The 24,386-nt window shown below is 65.8% G+C and carries 19 protein-coding genes; 6 read left to right on the top strand and 13 right to left on the bottom strand.

Annotation, left to right across the window (positions count from 1 at the left end; genetic code table 11):
- Positions 1-73: 73 nt before the first annotated feature.
- Entirely contained in the window at positions 74-1,120 is a 1,047-nt protein-coding gene (locus tag ACBR42_RS00345; protein WP_102324717.1) for a rod shape-determining protein, read from the bottom strand.
- Between the two features lie 304 nt (positions 1,121-1,424).
- Between ACBR42_RS00345 and ACBR42_RS00340 the strand changes: the two genes are divergently transcribed.
- Positions 1,425-1,958: a hypothetical protein gene (locus tag ACBR42_RS00340; RefSeq protein WP_102324718.1), complete on the top strand. Its 534-nt coding sequence runs from the start codon at positions 1,425-1,427 to the stop codon at positions 1,956-1,958.
- An 86-nt stretch (positions 1,959-2,044) separates the two neighbouring features.
- Here the strand turns inward: ACBR42_RS00340 and ACBR42_RS00335 are convergent, their stop codons facing one another.
- From ACBR42_RS00335 to ACBR42_RS00325, 3 genes are all read right to left on the bottom strand, one after another.
- Positions 2,045-3,619 (bottom strand): 2-isopropylmalate synthase, encoded by a 1,575-nt coding sequence (locus ACBR42_RS00335; RefSeq protein ID WP_102324719.1) that lies wholly within the window; start codon positions 3,617-3,619, stop codon positions 2,045-2,047.
- A gap of 325 nt (positions 3,620-3,944) precedes the next feature.
- Positions 3,945-4,895 carry an N-acetylmuramoyl-L-alanine amidase gene (locus ACBR42_RS00330; protein WP_371207019.1) on the bottom strand — a complete coding sequence of 317 codons (951 nt, stop codon included), beginning with the start codon at positions 4,893-4,895 and terminating at the stop codon, positions 3,945-3,947.
- Between the two features lie 374 nt (positions 4,896-5,269).
- On the bottom strand, positions 5,270-5,452 hold the full coding sequence (locus ACBR42_RS00325) for a hypothetical protein (protein WP_162900392.1): 183 nt from the start codon (positions 5,450-5,452) through the stop codon (positions 5,270-5,272).
- 101 nt (positions 5,453-5,553) lie between these two features.
- Between ACBR42_RS00325 and ACBR42_RS00320 the strand changes: the two genes are divergently transcribed.
- The gene (locus ACBR42_RS00320) at positions 5,554-8,490 is read left to right on the top strand and encodes an Rne/Rng family ribonuclease (protein WP_371207018.1); all 2,937 of its coding nucleotides are present in this window, start codon (positions 5,554-5,556) and stop codon (positions 8,488-8,490) included.
- Between the two features lie 232 nt (positions 8,491-8,722).
- Here ACBR42_RS00320 and ACBR42_RS00315 read toward each other — a convergent pair whose 3' ends face one another.
- The 4 genes from ACBR42_RS00315 to ACBR42_RS00300 are packed head-to-tail and all read right to left on the bottom strand — an operon-like array spanning position 8,723 to position 13,630.
- Entirely contained in the window at positions 8,723-10,228 is a 1,506-nt protein-coding gene (locus tag ACBR42_RS00315; protein WP_371207017.1) for a helicase HerA domain-containing protein, read from the bottom strand.
- Positions 10,225-11,481, bottom strand: a complete 1,257-nt coding sequence (locus tag ACBR42_RS00310) for a TIGR03862 family flavoprotein (protein WP_371207016.1) — start codon at positions 11,479-11,481, stop codon at positions 10,225-10,227. Before ACBR42_RS00310 ends, ACBR42_RS00315 begins: the two co-directional genes overlap by 4 nt.
- Positions 11,481-12,344: a serine O-acetyltransferase gene (cysE, locus tag ACBR42_RS00305; protein WP_102324726.1), complete on the bottom strand. Its 864-nt coding sequence runs from the start codon at positions 12,342-12,344 to the stop codon at positions 11,481-11,483. Before cysE ends, ACBR42_RS00310 begins: the two co-directional genes overlap by 1 nt.
- 53 nt (positions 12,345-12,397) lie before the next feature.
- Positions 12,398-13,630 (bottom strand): UbiH/UbiF/VisC/COQ6 family ubiquinone biosynthesis hydroxylase, encoded by a 1,233-nt coding sequence (locus ACBR42_RS00300; protein ID WP_102324727.1) that lies wholly within the window; start codon positions 13,628-13,630, stop codon positions 12,398-12,400.
- 203 nt (positions 13,631-13,833) lie between these two features.
- On the opposite strand from ACBR42_RS00300, the gene ACBR42_RS00295 reads away from it, so the two are divergent.
- Both ACBR42_RS00295 and ACBR42_RS00290 read left to right on the top strand, forming a co-directional pair.
- The gene (locus ACBR42_RS00295; RefSeq protein ID WP_102324728.1) at positions 13,834-14,172 is read left to right on the top strand and encodes a P-II family nitrogen regulator; all 339 of its coding nucleotides are present in this window, start codon (positions 13,834-13,836) and stop codon (positions 14,170-14,172) included.
- A 41-nt stretch (positions 14,173-14,213) separates the two neighbouring features.
- On the top strand, positions 14,214-14,702 hold the full coding sequence (locus tag ACBR42_RS00290) for a hypothetical protein (RefSeq protein ID WP_102324729.1): 489 nt from the start codon (positions 14,214-14,216) through the stop codon (positions 14,700-14,702).
- Positions 14,703-14,727: 25 nt separating this feature from the next.
- Here ACBR42_RS00290 and ACBR42_RS00285 read toward each other — a convergent pair whose 3' ends face one another.
- From ACBR42_RS00285 to ACBR42_RS00275, 3 genes are read right to left on the bottom strand one after another with little or no spacing between them, the layout of a single operon-like run.
- Positions 14,728-15,636, bottom strand: coding sequence for an aspartyl protease family protein (locus ACBR42_RS00285; protein ID WP_110546988.1), 909 nt, complete (start codon positions 15,634-15,636; stop codon positions 14,728-14,730).
- 50 nt (positions 15,637-15,686) lie between these two features.
- Complete coding sequence (gene pip, locus ACBR42_RS00280) at positions 15,687-16,643, bottom strand: prolyl aminopeptidase (protein ID WP_371207015.1); 957 nt, start codon at positions 16,641-16,643, stop codon at positions 15,687-15,689.
- Between the two features lie 12 nt (positions 16,644-16,655).
- The gene (locus tag ACBR42_RS00275; protein WP_162900516.1) at positions 16,656-17,645 is read right to left on the bottom strand and encodes a tyrosine recombinase XerC; all 990 of its coding nucleotides are present in this window, start codon (positions 17,643-17,645) and stop codon (positions 16,656-16,658) included.
- 145 nt (positions 17,646-17,790) lie between these two features.
- Between ACBR42_RS00275 and ACBR42_RS00270 the strand changes: the two genes are divergently transcribed.
- Complete coding sequence (locus ACBR42_RS00270) at positions 17,791-20,037, top strand: primosomal protein N' (RefSeq protein WP_371207014.1); 2,247 nt, start codon at positions 17,791-17,793, stop codon at positions 20,035-20,037.
- 3 nt (positions 20,038-20,040) lie between these two features.
- Here ACBR42_RS00270 and ACBR42_RS00265 read toward each other — a convergent pair whose 3' ends face one another.
- Positions 20,041-21,468, bottom strand: a complete 1,428-nt coding sequence (locus ACBR42_RS00265) for a DNA methyltransferase (protein ID WP_371207013.1) — start codon at positions 21,466-21,468, stop codon at positions 20,041-20,043.
- An 11-nt stretch (positions 21,469-21,479) separates the two neighbouring features.
- Entirely contained in the window at positions 21,480-23,165 is a 1,686-nt protein-coding gene (locus ACBR42_RS00260; RefSeq protein ID WP_132305546.1) for an NAD(P)/FAD-dependent oxidoreductase, read from the bottom strand.
- Between the two features lie 152 nt (positions 23,166-23,317).
- Between ACBR42_RS00260 and ACBR42_RS00255 the strand changes: the two genes are divergently transcribed.
- Complete coding sequence (locus ACBR42_RS00255; RefSeq protein WP_102324734.1) at positions 23,318-24,367, top strand: cation diffusion facilitator family transporter; 1,050 nt, start codon at positions 23,318-23,320, stop codon at positions 24,365-24,367.
- The last annotated feature ends 19 nt before the right edge of the window (positions 24,368-24,386 follow it).

Raw genomic sequence — 24,386 nt, 5'->3', positions numbered from 1 at the left:
CCTGCATCGTCCTGCGTCTCCTCCATCAGCGTGCCGCCCCTGCCTGTTCCGGGCGGCCCGCCTGTCCCGTTCGTCAGTACATGCTTGTCAGTACATTGCGCAGGCGCTTCATTTCCTCAAGCGCGCGCCCCGTCCCCATCGCCACGCAGGACAGCGCATCCTCCGCCACCGTGACCGGCAGGCCGGTCTCGCGCCGCAGGACTTCATCCAGACGGTAAAGCAGCGCGCCACCACCGGTCAGGACAATCCCCTTGTCCACGATGTCGGCCGCGAGTTCCGGCGGCGTGTTTTCCAGCGCCGTGGTCACCGCATCAAGGATCTGGCTGACCGGTTCGGCAAGGCTTTCGGCGATCTGCCCCTGCGAGACAACGACTTCGCGCGGGACGCCGTTGATCAGGTCACGGCCCTTGACCTCCCGCCAGGGCCCCGGATCGTCGGGATCATCAGGCGGCATGGCGGAACCGAGGTTGATCTTGATCTGTTCGGCCGAGCTTTCGCCAATCAGCAGGTTATGGTTGCGACGGATGTAGGAAATGATCGCCTCATCCATCTTGTCGCCGCCCACGCGCACGGAGCGGGCATACACGATCCCGCCCAGCGAGATCACGGCCACTTCCGTCGTGCCGCCGCCGATATCGACAATCATGCTGCCCGAAGGCTCGGTCACCGGCAGGCCCGCGCCGATCGCCGCCGCCATCGGTTCCTCGATCAGGAAGACCTTGCGCGCGCCCGCACTTTCCGCACTTTCCTGAATCGCACGGCGTTCAACGGCGGTGGAGCCGGAGGGCACGCATACGATGATAAGCGGGCTTGCGAACATGCGGCGGTTGTGAACCTTGCGGATGAAATGCTTGATCATTTCTTCCGCAACTTCAAAATCAGCGATCACGCCATCACGCAGCGGGCGGATGGCAGTGATGTTGCCGGGGGTGCGGCCAACCATCTGCTTGGCTTCCTCACCCACCGCAAGGACCTGTTTCTTGCCCCGTACTTCCGCCAGCGCGACGACCGAAGGTTCATTCAGGACGATCCCGCGCCCCTTGACGTAAACCAGCGTATTCGCCGTGCCGAGGTCGATCGCCATGTCAGCGGAAAGCAGACCCAGTACACGAGCAAACATCCAGAACCCCCAACATCAAAACCAGACAGGACTGTCCCACATCCCGACTGGCAACCCATGTCATCATGACATGCCTGCGTTACGTCGAAAACCGTCTGGATAAGTTCGAGGGATTACCGACGCGGACAGGCAGGGGCAAGGGGCCAGACGATTTTAATTTGTTAAAATCTTCATGCCCGAAGCGATTATTACAAAATGTCCCGCTTTCGTCATGGTCAGACCATCATGGCCGCACCATCTTGTATCATGAACGCGGCAGGGGTGTCATCGTGCCACCCCGTCCGCGCTACCGGGAAAGACCCATATGAAGACTTCATCTCCCTCAACCACCTTTCGCCCGGCATTGCTGCTTGCCGCCGGGCTGTGCCTTGGACTGGGGGCGTGCGAGAACACCCGCGACCCCGGCGAACGCGCCATTGGCGGCGGGCTGATCGGCGCGGGTGGCGGGGCGCTGATCGGTGGCCTGGCGGGCGGCGGAACGGGCGCTGCGATAGGCGCACTGGCCGGTGCGGGTGGCGGTGCGGCCATCGGGGCGGCCACGACCCCGTCGCGACGCCCGCGCAATGCCCCGCCTTCCACCATCTGCCCCGACGGGCGCGTGCTCCCGCCCGGCTACCCGCCACAGAGCTGCCCGCCCCCCGCGGGCGCCGCGCCCGCAGGTTACGCAGCCCCACAGGGCTATGCCCAGCCCAGCTATCCCGCGCAGCAGCAGGGCTATTACGGCCAGCAGGGCAGCAGTTACTACGGACAGCAGGGCGGCTATTCCCAGCAGCCGGACGGCTACAGCCAGCCGGGCTATCCGCAGGGCGCCTATCCTGACGGATATGGCGGCTACTGATCCCGCGAAAATGACAACGCCCCGGCACGCAATACCGTGCCGGGGCGCTGCATGCATGAACGGGTCATGCCGCAAGGAACGCGGGATCAGGCATCCAGCGCAGCAGGTTCCGCCCGGTCGCGCTTGACCAGCAGCTTGTTCAGCGCATGGACATAGGCCCGCACGGCGGAAACCAGCGTGTCCGCATCCGCGCCCTGACCGTCAACCAGCTTGCCGCCTTCTTCCAGACGGACCGAGGTACGGGCCTGCGCGTCGCTGCCCTCGGTCACGGCACCGACGGAATACAGTTGCAGGGTCGCATCATGGGCAACGATGGCGCGGATGGCGTTGAAGGCGGCATCGACCGGCCCCTGCCCTTCCGCATGGCCTTCCTCACGCCTGCCATCGACTTCCAGCACCAGATCAGCGGTGGCGGGACGGCGTGATCCGGCGGTTACATCCAGCGCCACGAAGCGGATGCGGGCATGGTCGCGCACTTCATCGTCAACCAGTGCGACCAGATCCTCGTCATAGATGACCTTCTTGCGGTCGGCCAGATCCTTGAAGCGGCTGAACGCCTCGTTGAACTGGGCTTCTTCCAGATTGTCGTACCCCATCGCCCTGAGCTTGTCGCGGAAGGCCGCACGGCCCGAATGCTTGCCCAGAACCAGTGACGAGCGGGTCCAGCCCACGCTTTCGGGTGTCATGATTTCGTAAGTGGCGGCATTTTTCAGGATGCCGTCCTGATGGATGCCGCTTTCATGCGCGAAGGCGTTGCGACCGACAATGGCCTTGTTGGGCTGTACGTCAAAACCGGTAATGGTGGACAGCATGCGCGATGTGCGCAGCAGGCGTTCGGTGTGGATGCCCGTGGTGTAGGGCAACACGTCGTGGCGCGTGCGCAGCACCATGATGATTTCTTCCAGCGCCGCGTTGCCCGCGCGCTCGCCAATGCCATTGATGGTACATTCCACCTGTCGCGCACCCGCGTCGAGTGCCGCGATCGTGTTGGCGACCGCCAGCCCCAGATCGTTATGGTTATGGGTGGAGAAAATCACCTTATCCGCCCCCGGCACGCGGGTACGCAGGTCGTTGAAGATGCGGGCCATGTCCTCGGGCGTGGAATAGCCTACGGTATCGGGGATATTGATGGTGGTCGCACCCGCGCGGATGGCGGTTTCCACACAGCGGCACAGGAAATCGGGATCGGTGCGCGAACCGTCCTCGGCGGACCATTCCACGTCATCGGTGAACTGCCGGGCCGCACGGTTGCCGGCTTCGATCACTTCCAGAACCGTTTCCGGCTCCATGCGCAGCTTGTACTTCATGTGCAGCGGCGAAGTGGAGATGAAGTTGTGGATACGCCCACGCTTCGCGGGCCTGATCGCCTCGCCCGCGCTGGCGATGTCGTTCTTGCCGCCACTGCGCGCCAGTGCGCATACGACGGTGTTCTTCACTTTCTGCGCGATCTGGTGGACGCTGTCGAAATCCCCCTTCGATGCGACGGGAAAGCCCGCCTCCATCACGTCCACGCCCAGTTCCTCCAGCGCTTCGGCCATGCGCAGCTTTTCAGCCAGATTCATGGAAAAGCCGGGCGACTGCTCACCATCACGCAGGGTGGTGTCGAAAATGATGACGCGGCTGGCGTCAATACGGCCAAAGGAGGGATGATCGATGCTCATGGTAATACCTCGGACATATCCGGATGTGGGACGGGTGGCACGGCTGCGTGCCCCCTCTGTCAATTCGTGTTCGCGGACCGCATGACCGGCCCGATCAATCCCCTGGGCGCACCGGCACGGGCCGGCCCTGCTCGCTCAGGGGCGGATAAGTCGAAGACGAAGAAGCCCGGCACCGGCACATGCGCGCGCGGACAGGTGCGCATGTGCGCCCGATCCAGCCCCAGCGATGTGCGCTATCGTTACCATGCCGCGCACAATACAGGCAGGCGGGCTGATTGCAACCGCTAAAAACAGGCCTGGCCACAGGCTGTGGTGGTGGCGCGGCCTACCCCGTGGCATGCGTTACCATGCTGTCGGTCGCGAAATAACGGTCGATCGCCTGCACCATGGCGCTGGCCACGACCATGCGGTGCGCGGCCTGACGCAGGGCGGCTTCGTCCATATGATTCGACATGAAGCCCATCTCCACCAGCACGGAGGGGATATCGGCCGATTTCAGCACCACGAAGGAGGCATGGCGGGAAGGATGCTGCAACAGCCCGACACGCGGGCGGAAGGCGGTTACGATGCTGCTGGCCATATGGGCCGCGCCGTGGCGCGTTTCCTCGGTCACCAGACTGGCGAGGATTTCCTGCACTTCGGGGGATGTCGCATGCACCTGCGGGCCGCCATAGCGGTCGGCGCTGTTTTCGGTCTGGGCCAGCATGGCCGTCTGCCGGTCCGATGCCCTGGCGGCAAGGGTGTAGACACTGGCGCCGCGCACGGCGGGGTCATGCAGCGCGTCGGCATGCATGGAAATGAACAGCGCCGCCTTGTGGGTATGCGCAATATCCACCCGCCCTTCCAGCGGGATGAAACGGTCATCGGCCCGGGTCATGGCCACGCGGTAGCGTCCGCTGGCCTCAAGCTGGCGCTGGAGTTCACTGGCGGCGGCCTCCGCCACATGTTTTTCATACGTGCCGGAAATGCCGATGGCACCGGGGTCCTTCCCGCCATGGCCGGGGTCAAGCATCACCAGCGGCTTCGGGGCGGCAGCTTTCCCGATAATGGCCGGGGCATGCAGGGGGTGGGTGGCATGGTGCGCGGCGGCGGCCGCATGGACATGCGCAGGCACGGGGGCCGCCACCCGCGCCACGGCGACGGAGGGCACCAGAACGCCCAGACCGGCCACCACCGCGCGCCGTCCCGGCTGGATAATGGCGCCCTTTGCTGCCAGGGCGTCATCGTGCGGCCTGCGCGGCTGCGCGTCCTGTCCATCGGGCCGGCCTGTGGTCATGCGTGGGGTTCCGGGCAAAACGGTTGCGGGCGAATCCCTTTCCATTATCATCATACGGGCCGTCCGTCAGCGGGATAAACGCGCAGCCCCCTTGCGGAAAGGGAAACATTGCGTCATGCTGCCCAGCCGTGATGGACCACGCCAAGTCCGAACTGCCGCAGGGCATGTCCGAAACGGCTGGATGCCCCAAGGCATGATTGACTCCATCCGGCATGCCTCATGCATGCGCGGCAGATGCTTACCGGCCTTACATCCGGCCACGCCACGGCGTGGGGGCCTATGCGGCGCACGACCTGATGCAGCCGCGCCGGTGTTCCCGATCGACAGGAAACCGGATGACAGACCTGTCGATACGGAAGGCCCCGCCCCGGCAATCAGGCCGGGCAGCGCCCTCCCCAGATCATGACCGAGGATGGATTGGACACCACGCGGGCTTTTTCCGCACCGACGATGACACCATGCCCGAACACGGGCGGCAGCATGCCGCCAGTGGTCCATGGGCATGCGCTGTCCGTCCGCCTGCCACGCGCGAGCGCCCGATCCGAATCCGGTCCCATTATTTTTAATGTTTCTGTCCGTTCCCCCGCTCCCCTCTGCCGCCACGGATCGCGCGCGCAGCCCGGATGCCGGAACGTGACATACCGGAGTGCGCCTATTTATGAGCAAACGCATGCTGATCGACACGACACACGCGGAAGAAACCCGCGTGGTCGTGATGGATGGTAACCACCTTGAAGATTACGATGTCGAGGCTGCATCAAAAAAGCAGCTGAAGGGCAACATCTATCTTGCCAAGGTTATCCGCGTGGAACCCAGCCTTCAGGCCGCGTTCGTGGATTATGGCGGCAACCGCCACGGTTTCCTCGCCTTTAGCGAAATTCACCCCGATTATTACCAGATCCCCGTAGCCGACCGCGAAAAGCTGCTCGCGCTGCAGGAGGAGGAACGCCGCGCGGAAGAAGAACGCCGCGCCCGCGATGACGAGGAAGAAGACGCGCCCGCCCCCACGGCGGAAGAAGGCGAAACCACCACCGACGCCGAAGGCGACGAGCCCGAGACGGTTGGCGGCGAGAACGACACCGGTGATGAGGCACAGGCCCAGCGCCGCATCGCGCGCTTCCTGCGCAACTACAAGATTCAGGAAGTCATCCGCCGCCGTCAGGTCCTGCTGGTGCAGGTGGTCAAGGAAGAACGCGGCAACAAGGGCGCGGCGCTGACCACCTATGTCTCGCTGGCGGGCCGTTACTGCGTGCTGATGCCCAACTCGCTGCGCGGCGGCGGGGTTTCGCGCAAGATCACGTCGGTGGCCGACCGCCGCCGCCTGCGTGACATCATTACCGAACTGCAGATTCCCCGTGGCATGGCCATGATCGTACGCACCGCCGGCGCCCAGCGCCCGCGCGCCGAAGTCATGCGCGACTGCGAATACCTGCTGCGCCTGTGGGACGACATCCGCCAGCACACGCTGGAATCTGTGGCCCCTGCCCTGATCTATGAGGAAGCCAGCCTCATCAAGCGCGCGATCCGCGACATCTATACGCGCGAAGTAGGCGAAATCCTGATCGATGGCGAGCCGGGCTGGAAGTCCGCGCGTGAGTTCATGCGCATGCTCATGCCGCAGAACGCGCAGAAGGTCCGCCTGTGGCAGGATCACGAGCAGAGCCTGTTCTCCCACTACAAGGTGGAGGGACTGCTGGATTCCATGCTGTCGCCGTCCGTGCAGCTCAAGTCCGGTGGCTATCTGGTCATCAACCAGACCGAAGCGCTGGTGGCGATCGACGTGAACTCGGGCCGCGCCACGCGTGAGCGCAATATCGAGGAAACGGCCCTGCGCACCAACCTTGAAGCGGCCGAGGAAGTCGCCCGCCAGCTTCGCCTGCGCGATCTGGCCGGTCTGATCGTCATCGACTTCATCGACATGGAAAGCCGCAAGCATAACGGCATGGTCGAACGCAAGCTGAAGGACGCCCTGCGCACTGACCGCGCCCGCATTCAGGTTGGCCAGATCTCGCATTTTGGCCTGCTGGAAATGTCGCGTCAGCGCCTGCGCCCCTCCATTGCCGAATCCGCGTTCATGCCCTGCCCGCACTGTCAGGGCACCGGCATCGTGCGCGGGATCGAAAGCTCGGCACTGCATGTGCTGCGCGCGATCGAGGAAGAAGGCATGCAGCGCAAGGCCGCCGAGATTTCGGTTCAGGTCGCGCCGGAAATCGCGTTCTATATCCTCAACAACAAGCGTACCTGGCTTTCGGAAATCGAAATGCGGCACAAGATGCATGTCGCCTTCGCCCCCGACGCCAGCCTGCAGCCGCAGGAATGCAAGATCGAGCGCGTAAGCCAGCAGACGGCCCGCTTCGAGGCGCCCGCCGCCATCGAACACGCCCCTGCCGAAAACAGCCATGTGCGTGAAATCCAGATCCAGACCGAACCGCCCGTGGCCGAAGCGACACCGGAAGCCCCCCGCGCAACGGAAGAGGACGAGGATATCGCATCAGGCACCGACCACCGTCGCCGCCGTCGTCGCCGTCGCCGTCGTGGTGGCAGCGCCGCAGCCACGACCACGCAGCCCGAACAGGCGACCCAGAGCGTGGAAGCCGAAGCCGCACCGGTCCCCGCGCAGGAAACGCCTGCCGCAACCCCGGCCTATCGTGGCCCCACCCCGGCCGATCCGTATGGCGATGCCATCATCGACATCTTCGATGTGATCGAGCAGACCACGGCCCCCGTGGAAACCGTGGTGGAAGAAGTGGTGGACCTGCCGCAGGCCGAGCCGGTGGTGATCGTGGAAGCCGAAGCAACCCCGGTTGCTGAGGAAGAAACCACCAAGCCGCGCCGCCGCCGTCGCACGCGCCGCAGCCGCACGCCAGCGGAAGGCACTACACCGGTGGAAGCCGAAGCAGCCCCTGCTGTCGAAGCCGCCGCACCGGAAGCCGAACCGCAGCCTGAGCCGGAAGCCGCCCCTGCGGAAGCCGAACAGGTGGAGGAAGCACCCAAGCCGCGCCGCCGCCGTGCCGCAACCACCACGCGCCGCACGACAACGCGCCGCAAGGTAGCCGAGACGCCGGAAGAAGCCGCACCGGCGCAGGCCGAGGCCACACCGGCGGAAGAACCGGCAGCCGAGGAAGCGGCCCCGGCCAAACCCGCACGCAAGCGGGCGGCAAGCCGCGCGACCGGCACCACGGCAACCACCCGTCGCCGCGCCACCACGCGCAAGACGGCCAAGGCGGACGAGCCGGTCGAAGCCGCAACCCCGGCAGCCGAACCCGCAGCCGAGGCCCCTGCCGCGGAGGAGGCACCCAAGCCGCGCCGCACTACGCGCCGCAAGAAGGTGGAACCGGCTGAAGCCGCACCGGAAGGGGAAGCCGTAGCGGAAAAGGCGACACCGGAAGCCGAGGCAAAGCCCGCGCCGAAAAAGCGGACCACGACCCGCAAGGCGACCACCACCACCACTGCAACGGCCACCCGCGCCCGCCGCACCCGTAAGACAACGGAAGCGGCGGCTGCGGAAGCCACACCGGAAACCCCGGTGGTCGCACCGGTGGACGTGGACGAAAGTCCCGCCCCACGCCGCCGCACCGGCTGGTGGAAGCGCTGATAGCGCGGCCAGCAGGCTGAAAGTAAAAAACCTGCCTTCGCAAGAAGGCAGGTTTTTTATTGTCTGCGACAGAAGCTCCGCCCCTGAAACCGGGATGGTGCCTGTTCAGACGAACCTGACGCCAGTCATCATTTTTCCATAGCTTGAAGGCGATCGGCACCCTTCGCAATCACGCTGCACTTTCGGCTTCGGTGGCATACCTCCCCCGTCCCGAAAATATATGTGCTGGCCCCTAACCCTCGCTCCCGTCCGGCATGGCCGGAGCGGTCTGCCAGCCTGCACCGATGATGGCGGCGCTGCGTCGGCCCAGCCCGTCATGGCGCAGCACGATCATGTTCTGCTCCTCCAGATAGGCAAGCTGACGCCGGGCGCGACCAAGCGAATGGGTGCCATAGGTGCGGGCGATCACGCTGTCCGACGGGCAGGGCTGGTTATGAAGGGCCGCACGGGCGATCAGCAGGAATATCCCCTGCACATCATCGGGCAGGGCGGCGGCCATCTGTTCGGCGTCCCGCCACTGCTCGCTTTCCGCCGTGGTGCTGTCCACCCCGGCTTTGGCCACGGCCAGCAGGCGACGGAAACGGGGCATGTCCAGCGCATCGCGCCCCATCCCCTCGATCCGGCAGCGGACCAGAAAATCCTGATACAGCACATGGGCGGGGCGGAAGCCCGCATCCTCATCGCGCAGTATGTCGGTCAGGATTTCGATAAAACGCAGCCGCTGGGCAGCCGCATCCACGGGCGGGGCTTCTGCTACCGCATCCTCTTCCGTTTCAACCGTCGCAGTTTCGGCATGGGCGGCAAGCTGGGCCAGGATATCCGGCGGCGGGCTGAAATTACGCGCAGGCCGCTGCGGCATTTCACGCTCGGGCACCGGGGTCAGGATCAGCTCGCGGATTTCATCGCCCGCCGCAACAGGCTCGAATGGCATGAGACTGGGTCCGGCGGAGCGGCTTTCGGTCTCGACCGGGCCGATCCTGACAGCCAGCGGCCTGCGGCACACCGCCGGGCCGAGGGCCACGAAATAACCGCGTTCAAGATCGCGGAAATTTTCCGCCTGCCGCCGTTCCATCCCCAGCAGGTCAGCCGCGCGCATCATGTCGATATCGAGAAACGTGCGCCCCATGAGGAAATTCGACGCTTCCGCCGCCACGTTCTTCGCCAGCTTGGCCAGACGCTGGGTTGCGATCACGCCCGCCAGTCCCCGCTTGCGCCCACGGCACATAAGGTTGGTCATGGCCCCGAGCGAGGCACGGCGGGCTTCGTCCGATACCTCACCCGCTGCCGCCGGGGCGAAAAGCTGGGCTTCATCCACCACGACCAGCACCGGATACCAGTAATCACGCGGTACTTCGAACATCCCGCCCAGAAAGGCCGCTGCACGGCGCATCTGCACGTCGGCGTCCACGCCCTCCAGATTCAGCACGACAGAGGCCCGGTGCATGCGCATCCGCTCCCCCGCTGCCTGCAGGGCGGCTTCGGTATGTTCGGCGGCGTCGATGACCAGATGGCCGTACCGCTCGGCAATGCTGACGAAATCGCCTTCCGGGTCGATGATCGCCTGCTGCACCATGCGCGCCGACTGTTCCAGCAGGCGGCGCAGCAGGTGGGACTTGCCCGAACCGGAATTACCCTGCACCAGCAGGCGTGTGGACAGCAGTTCGGCAAGGTCCATGGTCACCGGGGCATCCCCGGCGGTGGCCCCGCGCCGGTCCCCGATCGTGATTGCAACACTCATGGCGGTGACGGATACCGCCCGCGTTGCGAGTCACGCAACCACTCCCATGCCCCTTCGCCCGCCATGCGGCCCGTCGCCATGCAGCCCTGAAGCAGATAACCGCCGGTTGGCGCTTCCCAGTCCAGCATTTCACCGGCGGCGAAAACACCCGGCAACGCCCGCAGCATGAAATGTGAATCCAGTTGCGGCCACGCGATGCCACCCGCCACCGAAATGGCGCGGTCCAGCGCCGTGGCGGCACTCAGTTCAACCGGCACCCCCTTGACCAGCAGGGCAAGCGACGTGGGATCGCGCGGCGGCGGCCCGTTGCGATCCTCATACAGAAGCGCCATGGCGACCGGGGACAGCCGCAGGGCCTTGCGCAATGTGTTGGACAGGCTTTCGCGCGCCCGCACGCGGGCAAGGCGGGTTCCAATCTCGCCCACGCCCAGCGCCGGACGCAGGTCGAGCCTGACGCGGGCACTGCCGCTTTGGGCAATACGGTCACGGATGGCGGCCGAAAGCGCATATACCGCACCGCCTTCGATGCCGGTTTCCGTTACGACGGCCTCGCCACGCACCGTTTCCCCGTTTTCGAGCGCGATGCCGATGCCACGCAGGGGGGTGCCCGCAAAACGCGTGCGAAAGGCGTCGCTCCACCGGGTAGAAAACCCGCAATTGGCAGGGGCGAAGGGGGTAACATCAATCCCCAGCGCCTGTAATCGCGCGCGCCAGGCACCGTCCGAACCCAGCCGCGCCCAGCTTGCGCCACCCAGCGCCAGCACGGTCGCATCCACCCGCCAGGTCACTTCGCCGCCGGGACCCGATACCTTCAGCCGACCGGCCGCGTCCCAGCCTTCCCACCGATGCCGGGTCAGGAGCCGCACACCTTTTGCCGCCAGTCGGGCAAGCCATGCCCGCAGCAGGGGCGACGCCTTCATGCCGCGGGGAAATACACGCCCGCTACTGCCGACAAAACAGGGCTGGCCCAGCCCTTCGGCCCACGCCACCATGTCCTGTGGCGTAAAGGCGGACAGGGCCGCTTCCATCATGGGTCGCGAGGCGCCATAGCGGGAAGCGAACAGGTCGGCATTTTCGGAATGGGTCAGGTTAAGCCCGCCACGGCCCGCCATCAGCAGCTTGCGGCCCATGGTGGGCATCTGCTCCACCACGCTTACGGCACATCCCCGGGCGGACAGTATTTCGGCAGCCGCCAGTCCTGCCGGGCCGCCGCCAATAACAGCGACATGCGGCCTGAAAACGAATTCGGTCATCAGATAATATAATCAATCGGCGGCAGCATCTGGTCCATGGTGAAGGCGGGCAGGCCGGAATGCCGGGTCCCCACGATACGCGCGGGATTTCCGACCACGGTGGTATAGGGCGGCACGGATTCCAGCACGATGGACCCCGCGCCAACCTTCGCCCCCTCCCCGATTTCGATATTGCCCAGAATCTTCGCTCCGGCCCCGATCAGCACGCCGCGCCGCACCTTGGGGTGGCGGTCGCCCACATTCTTGCCCGTGCCACCAAGGGTCACGCCCTGCAGCAGGGAGACATCATCTTCCAGAACCGAAGTTTCCCCGATCACGATGCCCGTGCCATGGTCGAGCAGGATGCGCCGCCCCAGCCGGGCAGCGGGGTGGATATCCACCGCAAACAGTTCCGAACACCGGCTCTGCAGATGCAGCGCCAGATAACTGCGGTCGTTGTGCCACAGCCAGTGCGCCACGCGGTGGCTCTGCACGGCGTGATAACCCTTGAAGAACAGGAAAGGCGTCACGTAATCCGCCGTGGCCGGGTCGCGTTCGCGTATGGCCACCAGATCCGCCGCCGCCGCATGCACGATGTCCGGATCGGCTTCGAATACTTCCGTCACCAGTTCGGCCAGCGCATCATCCGCCACGGAGCGATCACCCAGCTTGCGTCCGATCAGCGCGGCCAGCGCGCCACGGAAGGACGCATGGTTGCGGATGCCCGTCGCCACCAGCCCCTTGACCAGCGGGTCGCAGCAGCCGCAGGCGCCGCTCAGGATTTCCTGCCACAGCACGTCGGGATCAACATGCCCCAGCGTGGGTGGCCATACGCGGCTGACGCGCGGGTTTGCGGGAATGACGGCAGACTGCTTTTCTGACATGACATATCCGTTCCGGCCTGACGGCCGCGTTAACATGCAAGAGCGCGCCCTGTTTACAGCCCCATCGCGTGCCGGGCAAAACTGCGCCGCAGGGGGGTGATGCGATTGACCGCCGCAAGCCCCACGTCGCGGGCCAGACGCAGCGCGGGATTGTCATTGCCAAAAAGCCGCTCCAGCACGTCGGTTGCCGCCAGCATGAGCATATTGGCCGGGCGCGTGCGCGCCTGATAGCTGCGCAGCACCTCCGGCGCGCCCACATCGCCGCCACGGCCATGCACGCCCACCAGAACCTCCGTCAGTGCGATCACATCGCGAAATCCCAGATTGAGCCCCTGCCCCGCGATGGGATGGACGCCATGCGCCGCGTCCCCCACCAGCGCCAGCCGCGTATCGACATAACGCTGCGCGTACTGGGCGGAAAGCGGGTACACCCACCGCCGCCCGACCGGGGTCACGGCTCCCAGCCACTCATCGCCCATGCGGCGGCGGATTTCATGGGTGAAGGCTTCATGTGGCAGTTCGGCCTGCCGGTAGGCCACTTTCTCGCTTTCGGTCCAGACCAGCGCGGACAGGTTGGGATATTCGGCGGTCGGGGCCATGGGAAGCTGCGCGAAGGGACCGGCGGGCAGGAAATGCTCCAGCGCACGTCCTTCATGCGGGCGTTCATGGGCCACGGCGCACACGATACCGCACTGGTTGTACGGCAGGCGGGTGACGGGAATACGAGCCTGTTCGCGCAGCGGGCTGCGACGCCCCTCCGCCGCGATGACAAGGCGGGCATTGATGACGCGCCCGCTGGTGGTGCGGATTACCGCCCCTTCCGCCGTGCGGGTGACGCGCGCTTCATCGGGGGCGAAAACCTGTATGCCCGGCGTTGCGTATAATGTCGCATTCAGGGCGACACGCAGGGCACGGGCCTCGATCATCGCGCCGAAGGGCTGGTCCGCATCTTCACGCCCGAATTCCAGAAACAGGCGCGAGGGCGGCTGACCCGGCCGCCCGTCCGTAACACGGATTTCGCGGATGTCGCACGAATCCATGGGCAGGCGCGCCCATACCCCCGCCTGTTCCAGCAGGCGGCGCGAACCGGCGGCGATGGCATAGGCGCGCCCGTCAAAGGCGGGATGTTCCATGGGCGGCAGTTCGGCACGGTCGATGATGGCGACCCGCATGCCGCCCTGCGCCAGACGGCAGGCCAGCGTGACACCGACAGGCCCGGCCCCCACGATGCAGACATCGGCCGCAATGGCGTCGGGCGTGGTGCTGGATGTCATGGTGGCGGTCATCGTGTTTCCTGTTCTGGACCCTGCGGGCGGGGCAAGCCCACCGGATTTACTCCCCACACGGGGGAACGCACAAGCGCGCTTACCATATCGGCCATACGAAGGCGGATGACATGTATCATCCAATCGGGGTATAGGACGGGTGGTTACCTTATCCTTCACACACGGTCAGCCCGGCCGGACAGCAGAAATGGAGACATGGTGAGATGAAGCTTGTCACAGCCATCATCAAGCCTTTCAAGCTCGACGATGTGCGTGAGGCCCTGACCCCGCTGGGAATTCAGGGCCTGACCGTATCGGAAGTCAAGGGCTTCGGCCGCCAGAAGGGGCAGACGGAAATCTATCGTGGGGCGGAATATCACGTAAGCTTCCTGCCCAAGATCAAGATCGAGGTCGCCGTTGCGGACGAACTGGTCGATCAGGCGGTGGAAACCATTCTGGAAGCCGCCCATACCGGCAAGATCGGGGACGGCAAGATTTTCATTTCCCCGCTTGAAGGCGTAATCCGCATCCGCACGCGCGAAACGGGTGACAGCGCGCTCTGACGCCTTATTTCCACTATATTATTTCAGGACTGACCACGCTCATGGCCACATCATTCCGTTTCAAGATTGCAACCGTTTCGCTGCTGGCGCTCACCCTGTCCACCGGTGCGGCACAGGCACGTGAAACCGCCAAGGCATGCCACCAGAAATTTACCGCCGCCCGCACTGCCGGCACCCTGAACGGCCAGTCCTACAAGGCATTCAAGGCCGCGCAGTGTGACACCGACACGGCGGAAGCAACAACCGCTACCCGCCCCGCAACGGAAAGCGCACCGGCTGCGGCACCCGTGGCGACCACGCCTGCCCCGCATGCCACGGCTCCGGCCACGACCGCCGCCGCATCGACCACGGCGACGATGCCCGACGCCATTTCCCCCAAATACAGCAAGGAATCGGCAGGCAAGGCCCGCATGCACACCTGCCTTGACCAGTACAATGCCAACAAGGCTGCCAACGCCAATGGCGGACTGCGCTGGATCCAGCGCGGCGGCGGCTATTACAGCACCTGCAACGCCAAACTGAAGGGCTGAGCGCCCGCCTGCTTCCGGGACGACCTTACGGTCGCTCCGGCCGCCCGGGCGCGGGACGGACAAAGGCCTGATTGACGGCATACGAAATCCACACGCGGTGCGTGGCGAACCAGTCCGATCCCAGCAGCATTTCCAGATGTTCGCGCAGCGGAGCCACGGTCAGCGTGACATTGCGTTCCAGTTCATGGCCGACCTGCAGACTGTCAAAACGGTGCCAGTGGTAGATATCCCTGTGCCCGTCCACGCTTGCGGTCACACCGCCGGGGTCACGTTCCAGCCGGGACTGGCTGACACCGGCGCGATGGGCCACTTCGGGCGAGACGATGCGCGAACGCGCGCCACTGTCCAGCAATGCCGTAACCGGCCTGCCATCCAGCCCCACCGTCAGCAGGAAGCGGTTGTCCTGCCGGGTCAGTGGCAGGGTTTCATAGGGTCCGTCCCATGCCGGTGGCGGGGCGCATACCAGTGAGGCATGCTGGATATTCCACAGGGTCAGCGTGCCGCCGGGCACGTTCACGTCCAGATCGAAACGCGACAGGATATCGCCCCCCAGCAGGCCCGCGACGGGCGGCTGGATCATCGGCTTGCCCGGCAGTTCGCCCACCGGTACGGAACGCGGCCCGAAATCCACATTCCCCACCCGCAGGTCCGGCACCATGGCATTGGGGGTCGCCTGCGCCACACCCCCCGTACCGTGAACGATGGTTTCATGGTCGGGATCAAGCCGCAGGCGCAGATAACCCACCATATCGGGCGTAAGCAGGCCCCCGTCGGACCCGGTATCGACCAGCGCGCTCAGTTCATGGCCCGCGATACTGACAACGATGGAAAGGTAGCCGCCATCATCACGCAGGGGCACCTGGGCTACGCGTTCATGATTGCACAGCCGCGCGGTATCCTGTGCGCGGCTGCTGCCCTGTCCCATGCCGGTCATGGCAATGGCAGCCAGCAGGCAGGCCGCCAGGCACGAACGCGCGCGCGCCACTAGCCCAGCCGTTCCGCCATGGCATCGGTCGCATCGAGCAGGGCGGACTGGATGCCGGGCTCGGTCATGGCATGACCTGCCGTATCGATCACATGGAATGCCGCCTCGGGCCATGCGCGGTGCAGGTCCCATGCCGTGCGCATGGGGGTCGCCACGTCATACCGTCCCTGCACGATCACGGCGGGGATATGCCGTATCCTGTCAACGTCGCGGATCAACTGGCCTTCATCCAGCCATCCGGCATTGACGAAATAATGGTTTTCGATGCGGGAGAAGGCCAGCGCGTAACGCGGATCGGCATGCTGCACGGCACTTTCCGCGGCAGGGCGCAAGGTGATGGTGCGCCCTTCCCACACGCTCCACGCAATGGCGGCTTCCATCCGCGCCTTCTCGTCCGAACCCGTCAGGCGACGGTTATAGGCGGCCATCAGATCCCCGCGTTCCTGCGCCGGAATGGGGGCCACAAACTGTTCCCACTGATCGGGAAACAGCCATGATGCCCCTTCCTGATAGTACCATAGCAGTTCCGCCCGGCGCAGGGTGAAGATGCCGCGCAGCACCAGCGCGCTGACACGCTGCGGATGCGCCTGCGCATAGGCCAGCGCCAGCGACGACCCCCATGAACCACCAAAGACCATCCATTCCTGCGCACCGGTCATGATACGCAGGCGTTCAATATCGGCAACCAGATGCCAGGTGGTGTTGTTTTCCAGCGCCGCATGCGGCGTCGAACGCCCGCAGCCCCGCTGGTCGAACAGCAGGATACGGTAACGCCGGGGATCGAACATGCGCCGCTGGAAAGCCGAGCACCCGCCACCGGGACCACCATGCAGGAACACGACGGGAATCCCTTCGGGATTGCCGCACAGTTCCCAGTAGACGCGGTGTCCCTCGCCCGTATCAAGCCAGCCGTGATCGTACGGATCGATCGGAGGGTAGGCAAACCGCTCTGGCATGGGCAATCCTGTTCATCGTGCAGTATCGGGCGGAGTATCGGTGGCATGCGGATGGGCGCGTGTCCAGACATCCAGAAGCCGGGCCTCATCGGCAAGGGTATAGCGCTGGGTCGTGGACAGGCTGGCATGGCCCAGCAGGTCCTGTATCACGCGCAGGTCGGCCCCGCCTTCCATAAGGTGGGTTGCAAAGGAATGTCGTAAGGCATGGGGCGTTGCATGGTCGGGCAGCCCCGCCATGTGCCGCCATGTGCGCATGGCGCGCTGGGCAATTCCGGCCTGAAGCCGGCCACCACGCACGCCCACGAACAGTGGCGCATCCGCGTGCGGCAGCGGATGCACGCCCCGCCAGTGTTCCAGTGCTTCCATTACCCGGGGCAGGACGGGAACCATGCGTTCCCGATCACCCTTGCCGCGCACGCGCAGCACGCCATCACCTTTCGTGGCATCGCCCAGCGCGCGTGCCTGATCCAGATCGCGTATATCCAGTCCCAGCGCTTCGGAAATACGCAGCCCGCACCCGTAAAGCAGCATGAACAGGGCGCCGTCGCGTATCTGCGCCATCGGGGTATGGGCAAGGTCGGACACGCCTTCCGGCACGTCGAGCGCCTGCGTCCGGGCCAGCGGGCGCGGCAGCGGGCGGCGCGTGCGCGGCGTGGCCAGCAGGGCCGGAGCAGGATTGTCCACCCCGTGATACCGGGCAAGGTAGCGGAAAAATGACCGCAGCGCCGAGACCCGCCGCGCGCGCGTGCGGGCCGCACGGTCCTGCGTGGTGGCGCGCCTGCCACTCAGGGCCGCAGCATGTTCATGGGCAAGCCAGGCGCGCAGATCGGCAAGGGACAGGCCAGCAAGCGTCCCCATATCCGGCTCCGCCCCGATATGTCCGGTCACGAACGCAATGAAACGGTCCAGATCGCCACGATAGGCCGTAAGCGTAAGGGGGGAGGCACGGCGTTCGGTCTCCATCCACTGCAGAAAGGCATCGCGTGCCCCGGTCGCCATCATGCCGCCAGCCCTTTTCATCCGGTTCCTGCCCGCCTTATACCGCGCCGGGCATCCATGCCAGCCATACGCATGCATGACTGGCATGGAACTGCCCGCACATGACGGATAGACAAGACACAGGCGCTGCCTGACGGTAGAAAAACACATGCCGCATCGCAATCCCATGCAGACAGACCTGCTTCCCCCCCCCGCCGACGGGCGCGTGCGAGTCATGCTGACGCTGCCTTTCGCGGGGCCGCTGGACTACCTTGTGCCACCCGCGCTGGGCACGGCGCGACCGGGTGATATCGTAACCGTGCCGCTGGGCCGCCGCACGGAAACCGGCGTGATATGGGATGCGACATCCAGCCTGCCGCCGGAATTCATGCCCCCCCCGCAAAAGGAAGTGCCCGCCAGCCGCCTCAAGCCCATCGCAACCCGCCTTGATCTGCCGCCGCTACCCGCGCAGTTACGCCAGTTCGTGGACTGGGTTGCCGCCTACACCCTGTCGCCGCCGGGCATGGTTCTGGCCATGGCGTTGCGGGCCAACGCGCTGGCCGCCCCGCCCCGGCCCGCCAGCGGCTGGGTTGCGGCCAGCCCGCTGCCGACCGGCCTGCGGCTTACGCCCCCGCGCCAGAAGGTTCTGGACGCGGCCAGCGCATCCCCCCTTTCCACCGGCGATCTTGCGCGGCAGGCCGGGGTCAGCACGGCGGTCATACGCGGGCTTGCGCAGGCGGGCGCGCTCAACGCGGTTGAAATCACCCCGCCACCACCCTTCGCCACACCCGATCCCGCACACTGCCCCCCGCAACTGGGCGGTGAACAGGCGCAGGTCGCCGCCGAACTACGCGCCAGGGTAACGGAGGACGCATTTTCCATCACCTTGCTGGAAGGGGTGACGGGATCGGGCAAGACCGAAATCTACATGGAAGCCATCGCCGCCTGTCTGGACGCGGGCAGGCAGGCGCTGGTGCTGCTGCCCGAAATCGCCCTGTCGGCCCAGTGGACGGGACGCTTTGGCCGCCGGTTCGGCGCGGAACCGGCATTATGGCATTCCGAACTGGGGTCGCGCCTGCGCCGCCTGACATGGCGGGCGGTGGCCGATGGCACGGCCCGCGTGGTGGTGGGGGCACGCTCGGCGCTGTTCCTGCCGTTCGAGCAGCTCGGGCTGATCATCGTGGACGAGGAACACGAAACCGCCTTCAAGCAGGAAGACGGCGTCACCTATCATGCCCGCGACATGGCGGTGGTGCGCGCGCGCATGAGCCGGGCACCCGTCATTCTGGTCTCCGCAACCCCCAGCCTTGAAAGCCTTGCCAATGTCGGGGCCGGTCGCTACCGCCACCTGCGCCTGACCGCGCGGCATGGCAACGCCACCATGCCCGAAGTGCAGACGCTGGACATGCGCGCCGACCCGCCCGAACGCGGGCTGTTCCTGTCGCCGGTGCTGACGGGTGCGATCAATGACGCCATCGGCCGGGGCGAACAGGCGATGCTGTTCCTCAACCGCCGGGGGTATGCACCGCTTACGCTGTGCCGTACCTGTGGCCACCGCATGCAGTGCCCCAACTGCACGGCATGGCTGGTGGAACATCGCGCGCGCCATATCCTGACCTGCCACCATTGCGGATATGACGAACCCATTCCGCAGACCTGCCCCAAATGCGCCGATACCGACAGCCTGACCCCCATCGGCCCCGGCGTGGAGCGGATAACGGAGGAAGCGCGCGCCACCTTCCCCGATGCGCGGATACTGGTCATGGCCAGCGATACGCTGAACGGTCCCGCCGCCACCGCCGCTGCCGTGGAGCGCATATCCCGGCGCGAGGTCGATCTGGTGATCGGCACGCAGATCGTGGCCAAGGGCTGGCATTTCGCCCATCTGACCCTTGTGGGCATCGTCGATGCGGATCTTGGCCTGGGGGGTGGCGACCTGCGGGCATCCGAGCGCACTGTCCAGCTCCTGCATCAGGTCGCGGGCCGCGCCGGTCGCGCGGAAGCACCGGGGCGCGTGCTGTTACAGAGCTACGTGCCCGACCACCCGGTCATGCAGGCGCTGGTATCGGGCGATTTCGCAAGCTTCATGCAGCAGGAAGCCGAACAGCGCCGCCCCGGCTTCTGGCCGCCCTATGGCCGTCTGGCCGCCCTGATCGTCAGCGCCGATACGCCCGACGCCGCCGACATGACCGCCCGTGCGCTGGGCCAGAACGCCCCGCAGCTTGACGGCGTGCAGGTGCTAGGCCCCGCCCCCGCGCCACTGGCCATCCTGCGGGGGCGCCATCGCCACCGGCTGCTGCTGCGCGCGCGGCGCAACATCGCAGTGCAGCCGATCGTGCGCGAATGGCTTTCCCGCGTACGACCGGAACGCGGTGCGCGAATTGACGTGGATATCGACCCGGTTTCCTTCCTGTAATCCCTATCCGGCGGCCTGAAGCTGCGCCAGATCAGACCGCCAGCCGGGCAGTGCGCGTAACGCCGCATGGCGGTCCACATCGACCGGCGCGCGGGCATGGACCACCACATAATCCCCCCGTAGCGCGCCCCTGCGCATGTCCTGCGCCAGTGATCCCGCGGAATAGGCAAGCGGCACGGCACCCAGCAGCGTCATGCCCGGCTGGCTGTCGAGTGCCCCAAGGCCACTCCAGTCGCCCCGGCGGGCGGAATTGAACACCGTCACCACAAAGCCACCCGGCCTGACCCGCGTGGCGCACCCCGCCAGAACGGCCCCCAGCGCACGATCATAAACCGCCGTGTTCTTGTCCCGTCCCCGCGCGTTGGACACCACGATTTCCCGCGCCATCGCCACATCCAGCCCCAGCATGGCGTTCCACATCTCGCTCAGTTCAAGATAGGGCACACGGTCCCCATGCGGCGGGTCGGTCAGGAACAGTTGCACGCCCCCGACAGGCAAGGCCGCAATCAGGTCGCCCGCATCCATGCAGGCCAGCACCGCCGCCGGACCGCCATTCATGACATGCCCCAGATCAGTCATGGGAACGGGACGGGCATCCTCCCCTGCCACCAGTCCCCGGCGCAGGCGACCGGCACGCTGGGCGAAGCCGTTCCACACATTGCATTCAAAATGCCGCGCAGGCCGCCAGTAGCCCATGGTCCAGCTACCCGGATCGACCCGCCCGTCGCGTTTCAGCGCGCAGACCATGCGCGACATCTGGCCGATGCCCGCACTCAGGGTCAGTTCAAGCGCGCGTCGCACCGCCGCATCATCCACCTGCCGTATGGCGTGCAGCAGCAGGTCGATATTATGCAGCGCGCGCCCGGTAAACAGATCCGGCCAGTCCAGTGCCGCGCTGGCGTTGATGCGCCCGTTATCGAACAGCGCCAGCCGCCGCCAGCCATGGGGATAATAGGCGGCGAAGCGTGCCATCATGGCGTAATCCGGGGCCTGTGCCACGCGCGACGCCCGCCTGCGCCCGGTTGCGGGGCGATGCCATACCGCCTCGATCTCCGGGCCGTTCCACAGCAGGTGGGTGGCGATACGCCCGTCCCCGCCGCAGTAGGTCCGTTCTATTTCCGGCCGCGTCACCCGCGCCAGATGGTCAAGGGCCGCGTGGATATGCCCTTTCCTGCCCGGATCGAGCTGGAAGCGGGCAAGCTGTACCGCCAGCGGGTTAAGGTCGCCCCCCACGAAACGCCGCCCGCCGCGCACGACATCCCCCGCGATCGCACCTGTTCCCATGAACGGATCAGCCACCACATCTCCAGGCTGGCTGAGGAGCGCGACCAGCCCGCGCAATGGCTCCAGCGGTTTCTTGCCCCAGTAACGATGGAAACCGTGCAGCCCGGCATAGCGGGCTGGCGGGCCCCAGTCCGCTGTCTCACCCATGGGGCGTTGCGTCACTGCGCCTCGGTCGCGTGGGTCATGCCACGCTGCGCACCCGCTTCCGGCGCACGACCGGCCAGTGACAGGGCAACCGCTTCGGCAATGCGGATGCCATCGATCCCGGCGGACAGGATGCCGCCCGCATAACCGGCCCCTTCGCCAGCAGGGAACAGCCCGCGCAGGTTCACGCCCTGTCCATCCGCCCCGCGCGGAATGCGCAGCGGCGAGGAAGTGCGTGTCTCCACCCCCGTCATGACGGCGTCACGCATGGAAAAGCCGGTCAGCTTGCGCTCGAACGCGGGCAGCGCCTCCCGAATGGCCGTAACCGCGAAATCGGGCAGGCAGGCGGACAGGTCGCACGGGGTCACGCCGGGCCTGTAGGATGGGACCACGTCACCCAGCGTGGTGGATGCCCGGCCATCCAGAAAATCGCCCACCGTCTGCGCGGGTGCGAAATAGCGCCCGCCACCGGCCTCATACGCCTTACGTTCCCATTCACGCTGGAAGGCGATGCCCGCCAGCGGACCGCCCGGATAATCGCGTTCGGGTGTCACACCCACCACGATGCCCGCATTGGCGTTGCGTTCGGCGCGGGAATACTGGCTCATGCCGTTAGTCACCACCTGTCCTACCTCCGACGTGGCGGCGACGACCGTGCCACCGGGGCACATGCAGAACGAATAGACCGACCGCCCGTTCGTTGCATGGTGGACCAGCCGGTAATCGGCGGCTCCCAGCAGGGATGGCGTTTCGGGCTGACCGTAACGGGCGGTATTGATGACCGATTGCGGATGTTCGATCCGCACCCCTATGGAAAACGGCTTGGCCACCATCTCCACCCCTGCCGCATGCAGGGCCGTAAACGTGTCGCGCGCGCTGTGCCCGATGGCCAGCACGACGTGGTTTGCGGCTATCTCCTCCCCATCGGCCAGACGCAGCGCGGTCAGGCGCTGGCCGCCCGCGCCGTCATCATCCGTAATAAAATCAGTGACATGCGCGCCGAACCGGTATTCCCCGCCCAGTGCGCCGATCTCCGCACGGATATGCTCCACCATCGAAACCAGCCGGAACGTGCCGATATGCGGATGCGAAAGGTGGAGGATTTCCTCCGGCGCGCCAGCCCGCACGAAGGCGTCCAGCACCTTGCGCCCGTAATGACGGGGATCGCTGACCTGACTGTACAGCTTGCCATCGGAAAACGTGCCCGCCCCCCCTTCGCCAAACTGCACGTTGCTTTCGGGGGTCAGGATGGATTTGCGCCACAGGGCGAAGGTATCGACCGTGCGCTCACGCACCGCCTTGCCGCGTTCAAGCACCAGTGGCCGCAGCCCCATCTGCGCCAGCACCAGTGCGGCCATAAGCCCGCATGGACCCGCCCCGATCACGACAGGGCGCATGAAGCCGGGGCGGGCGGCAAGCTGTGCCCCGTCATTCAGGACAAAACGGTACGACGTATCCGGCGTCGGCATGATGTCACGGGCATCGGCATGGGCGGCCAGAACGGCGGCTTCGTCACGCACGGCGCAGTCCAGCGTGTAGACCAGAACGATCCGCCCGCGCCTGCGCGCGTCATGCCCGCGACGGAATACGGTGATCTGCCCGATATCCGCCTCCGCCACGCCCATCCGCGCGGCCGCGGCCTGTTTCAGCTCGGCCTGTGTATGGTCGATCGGCAGGCGCAGTTGGGTCAGTCTGATCATCGGGTCACGTTTCCATGGCAGGTTGGGGCCGTACGGGTGCCATATCATGCCGGGTGGCCGTACAAAATGTGCTAAGTGCTGGTGACGCGACGCAACCTTCTGCTAGAAGGCGGCGACAGTTCCGGTTCTCCCTGACAAATGGATGCGGCCCCATGGGCGAATGCCAGCACAACCATGGCGAACACAGCCATTCCCATGACCACGACCATACCGATCATGCTGGCCACGCCGGTCATGCGGAGCATGGAGATCATGGTCATGACCGGTGCGACCATGGCCATGGCGGGGGCTTTGGCCACCATCACGTGCATACGCCCGCGTCCTATGGGCGGGCGTTCGCGCTGGGGATTACGCTCAACCTTGCCTATGTAGCGGGCGAAGCCATATGGGGCGTGCGCAGCCATGCGCTGTCGCTGCTGGCCGATGCGGGGCACAACCTGTCCGACGTGCTGGCGCTGGGGGCCGCGTGGGTGGCGGAAATCCTTTCGCGCCGCTCTCCCAGCACGAATTTCACTTACGGGCTGCGCCGGTCCTCCATCCTTGCGGCCCTTGGCAATGCCGTGGCGCTGCTGGTCGTGACCGGCGGCATCATGTGGGAAGCGGTGCTGCGCCTGATCCATCCGCATCCGGTCGCCGGTGTCGAGGTGATGGTGGTGGCCGGAATCGGCATCGCCGTAAACGGGATGACCGCGATGCTGTTCGCAAGCGGCGGAAAAAACGACATCAACCTGCGCGGCGCGTTCATGCACATGGCATCGGACGCGCTCATGTCGCTTGCGGTCGTGGCCGGGGGCGGGCTGATCCTGCTGACCGGCTGGCTGCGGACTGATCCGGTCATCTGTCTTGTCGTGTCGCTGTCCATCATCCTTGCCACATGGTCGCTGCTGCGCGATTCGCTGGACATGGCGCTGGACCGCGTGCCGCGTGGCATCGATCCCGCGCAGGTGGACACCTACCTGCGCACGCTGCCCGGCGTATGCGACCTGCATGACCTGCATATCTGGCCACTCAGCACCACCGAGACGGCGCTGACCGTCCACCTTGTGCGCGCCGCCACCGAAAACGGTCAGGCGACCGACGGCCTGCTGAACCGGGCCGCGCGCGAACTGCATGAACGCTTCGGCATCGTGCATCCCACCTTCCAGATCGAGACCCTGAACGATGCCGACCAGTGCAGTCTTGCCAGCGCCCACACCGTCTGACCGCAGGGGTATGTCAGCC

This window comes from Komagataeibacter sp. SM21 (assembly GCF_041402665.1).
Classification (GTDB): Bacteria; Pseudomonadota; Alphaproteobacteria; order Acetobacterales; family Acetobacteraceae; genus Komagataeibacter; species Komagataeibacter saccharivorans.
This window is presented reverse-complemented; position numbering and strand designations above follow the sequence as displayed.